Below are 3,376 nucleotides of genomic sequence, written 5' to 3'. Positions count from 1 at the left end.
ATGTGAATAAATGTCTTCATCAATTTCTTTATCGTAAAATGTTAAAGGTAATTTTCGATATTTAATTATACAAAAATCTCTGTAAAGTCTTTTTATTATTGGGGTTTTCATAGCATTGCAGATAACGGAAAAAGTATTGGCGAAGTGCGGGCTTTCGAAGAACTGAAAGTTCTAGAAAAACCAAACGTAGCGAATGCTTTTTCAATACTGCTAACTTACAAAAAAATGCAGAATTGAAAAGCATGAGCGGATTATTTTTTCTGCTTTTCAATTTTACACTTCTCCCCGCATTTTGCCAATACAATGTTATGTGCAGTGCATTTTAGTTCCAATCTAATAAGAACATTTTCCATTCTTTTTGAATTGTTTTATCCAAGAATTCGATAAATATTTTCTTATCATTTTGAAATCTAACATCTTGAAAAATTTTATCAGTTTCAAGAGTATATTTTATATTTTTAGCGATTTCTGGAGTTATTTCATTTGTAATACATTCAGAATTAAATCGTTTTAATCTCTTATCATTATTATAAATATTTCCATAAATTAAATCATCAAAAAGTTTATTTTTCTCTCGTAATAGTGACAAAAAGCTGATGTTAAATTCAAAGTTTCCTAAGTGTGTTTGAACCCATTTTTGTTTAAATTTTTCAGGTAATGTTTCTTTAAAAAAAAGATAATCTAAACTTCCATTCAAATACTTTTCATTTCCATTCAAAGTGGATTCGATTACTTCTTTTGCCAACTCGTAGTCAGTCGTTTCTATCTTTTTTGTATTTTTCAAGTAATTTTTGGGTAAAGATTTTTGAGTGTTAAGCTCTATTTTTGACAATTTTTTCAAGTCATTTTTTAATTTTTCATTTTGAAAATCAAATGATTGATAGTTTTGAAAAAAGTCATCAAGTTTTTGGCTGTCAAACACTAGAAAAGTAAATTGTAAATCATTTTGGTCGTAAAAATCTTCACTAATTTCTGTGGTTTTCGTTTTCACACAATTTTGTAAAAGAAAAAGACTAATAGTTATTAGAAATTGTTTCATAGCGGTCTTTTTGTCGCATTGCACATAACGTTTTGGGTATTGCCGAAGGCGGGGAAATCGAAGCTTTAAGTTTCGATTTTGCACCGAGGCGAGCCTAAACGAATTTTTATGAGATAAATTTAAAAATAAAAAACGAATAAAATTCGTTTTTGGCGGAATAGTAGGGTAGAACCTTGAATTTACCACTTTAGCCCCGCTTTTGGCAATACCATGTTACCTGTAGTGTTATTTTTTTTGTATATTTGCTTTAGGAATTCGAATTATCTAAATTAAGATATAAAAAGCTGGAAATTCCTGTTGAGTTCTTTGGTATGATTCATTTAAAAGATGTTTTAGTGGTTGTCGCTGACAGATGGTTGAATAATAAAAATTTAAAATGTATGGATACAATAAAATCAATTTTCATTAGCCTTTCGTTAGGCTCTACATTGACTCTTTTAGGAAATCTACTTGTAATGGTGAGTTTCGGTATCGGAGGTGAGTTAACCGAAATAATCTGTTAGGATGATTGTATCATAGAATTAAATAGGGAACTCGGTTCGATGCCGAGACTCACCACATTTAAAGGAGTTTTATAAACTCCTTTTTTTATTTTATATCATTGTATTTTGATAATACTCTGTCTGTTATAATATCTGTTAGATTTGAGAAACCAAATAGTCTATCTTCAAAAATTTCTAAACATATCAATAATAAAATTTTAGTAGAATCTTTAGTTATAGTTTTATCGGACACAATACATTTTCCATTAATATTTTTAAAATATAGTGAGTTTTCTCTTATAGTTATATAATAGCCATTTTTCAGATTCTTAAGGATACAATTAATCAATTCTTCGCCATAAATTTCCTTGGTTTTTAAGAACTTAAAGGTAATGTCATTTGCGATTGCAAGATGTTTAGATTTATGATTAAATAAACCGTCTTTGTTTCTGTTTACAGCTTCTTTATTTCCTCCTAATCCACGATAAATACATATTTCAGCTTTAGAAATTTCTTCCAAAACTGTTATAATTAAAAAAGTCGATTGTTCGAAAAAACCATTATTGAATAATAATATTGCTGCATTAATATGTTTCTCTATATGCAGAAGACATATTTCATATTCTTTTACATCATTAAATTTAGTTAATTCTGGAGATTGTATTGATGATAGTTCAGTTATTTTTTTGAAGGTCTCTTCCATAACATTACAGGTAACGAGCCGCGGCTTTGCGATAGTGGCGGATTAGAAAGCCTAAACTTTCAATTTTGCACTAACTTGAGCAACAGCTTTTTTATATTTACTAAAATAAGAAAAAAGGAAATATAAAAAGCTGTTGCGGATAAAAATGCACAAACTTTCTATATTTCCCTTAAACCGCCATTTCGCAAAACCGATGTTGTGTGCTGGCTTATTTTTTATAATGTTTTAATTCTGCCTTTTTAAATATTGAGTCTTTTGTGAAAGAAATAATCAAAGTTTTACTTTCTTTTGGATCTATATCCAATCCATATTTTTCAGATATAAAGTATGCAATAGATATATTTATTGAATCTTCAATATAATTTGGTTTACCTATTTTTTCAACTATTTGATTATATGTTGATTCCGTATTTAGATGGTTAGTAATTATGTCATTTACCATCTGTTCTCGATATTTATAGAAACCATCAGTTTTTTCATTCCATTTTTTAGAATCGAAAGGAATTTCTTTATTGTTGCAAGAGAAACAAAAAATAGAAAATACAAATAATAATATTAACCTTCGGTTGTCCATTTTTTTGTTTTAGAATTATATACTTTACTTTCAAAGCCTAATCCATACCAAATGATATAAGTTGAATCAGAAGTTTTTGAATAAAATGCTGGAGAATCTTCATTTTCTTTGATATTAAAAACTTCTAAACTTTCTGGATATTTACCAAACTTAGTTTTATAATTTTCGATTTTTTCAATTAAAGTGATTGCATATTTTTCACGCTCGCAAAAAGTATCGCAGCAAGAATTGAATATTATTATTAAAAATATGTAACTGAATTTTATTAAACGCATTTTTGGAAAGCTTGCACACAACGGAAAAAGTATTGGCGAAGTGCGGGAATTCGAAGGACTGAAAGTTCAAGAATTCAGAAGCGAAGCCGATGCTTTTTCAATGAAGTAAACTTACAAAAAAATACGGAATTGAAAAGCAATCGGCGAAATATTTTTACAAAATTTCAACGTTCCCAAAACCCCGCATTTTGCCAATACACTGTTACGCGCAGTAGAAAATGAGAACTTTTCAACGCTGAAAAATAGTTCTAAAAAATTATGAGCAATTAAATCACAAACAAATCAAAAGAATAAAACGAAACT

General features: G+C 28.4%; 5 protein-coding genes. 1 reads left to right on the top strand and 4 read right to left on the bottom strand.

Features of this window, described 5'->3' with window-relative positions; all coding sequences use genetic code 11:
* Positions 1-322: 322 nt before the first annotated feature.
* Positions 323-1,039, bottom strand: a complete 717-nt coding sequence (locus ACVFVN_RS14530; RefSeq protein ID WP_456235839.1) for a hypothetical protein — start codon at positions 1,037-1,039, stop codon at positions 323-325.
* Positions 1,040-1,419: 380 nt separating this feature from the next.
* Between ACVFVN_RS14530 and ACVFVN_RS14525 the strand changes: the two genes are divergently transcribed.
* A complete protein-coding gene (locus ACVFVN_RS14525; protein ID WP_456235838.1) occupies positions 1,420-1,542 on the top strand; it encodes a hypothetical protein in 123 nt (40 codons plus the stop codon).
* An 85-nt stretch (positions 1,543-1,627) separates the two neighbouring features.
* Here ACVFVN_RS14525 and ACVFVN_RS14520 read toward each other — a convergent pair whose 3' ends face one another.
* From ACVFVN_RS14520 to ACVFVN_RS14510, 3 genes are all read right to left on the bottom strand, one after another.
* The gene (locus ACVFVN_RS14520) at positions 1,628-2,224 is read right to left on the bottom strand and encodes an AbiV family abortive infection protein (RefSeq protein ID WP_456235837.1); all 597 of its coding nucleotides are present in this window, start codon (positions 2,222-2,224) and stop codon (positions 1,628-1,630) included.
* 208 nt (positions 2,225-2,432) lie between these two features.
* A complete protein-coding gene (locus ACVFVN_RS14515) occupies positions 2,433-2,798 on the bottom strand; it encodes a hypothetical protein (protein WP_456235836.1) in 366 nt (121 codons plus the stop codon).
* Entirely contained in the window at positions 2,780-3,073 is a 294-nt protein-coding gene (locus tag ACVFVN_RS14510) for a hypothetical protein (protein WP_456235835.1), read from the bottom strand. Before ACVFVN_RS14510 ends, ACVFVN_RS14515 begins: the two co-directional genes overlap by 19 nt.
* Positions 3,074-3,376: the final 303 nt, after the last annotated feature.

It is taken from the genome of Soonwooa purpurea (assembly GCF_053891095.1).
Note: the sequence above shows the minus strand (reverse complement) of the source record. Positions and strands in the feature narration are given on the sequence as shown.

Coding starts and splice junctions, on each gene's coding strand:
- ACVFVN_RS14520 (WP_456235837.1), bottom strand. CDS start 2,224: ATGGAAGAGACCTTCAAAAAAATAACTGAACTATCATCAATACAATCT.
- ACVFVN_RS14515 (WP_456235836.1), bottom strand. CDS start 2,798: ATGGACAACCGAAGGTTAATATTATTATTTGTATTTTCTATTTTTTGT.
- ACVFVN_RS14525 (WP_456235838.1), top strand. CDS start 1,420: ATGGATACAATAAAATCAATTTTCATTAGCCTTTCGTTAGGCTCTACA.
- ACVFVN_RS14530 (WP_456235839.1), bottom strand. CDS start 1,039: ATGAAACAATTTCTAATAACTATTAGTCTTTTTCTTTTACAAAATTGT.
- ACVFVN_RS14510 (WP_456235835.1), bottom strand. CDS start 3,073: ATGCGTTTAATAAAATTCAGTTACATATTTTTAATAATAATATTCAAT.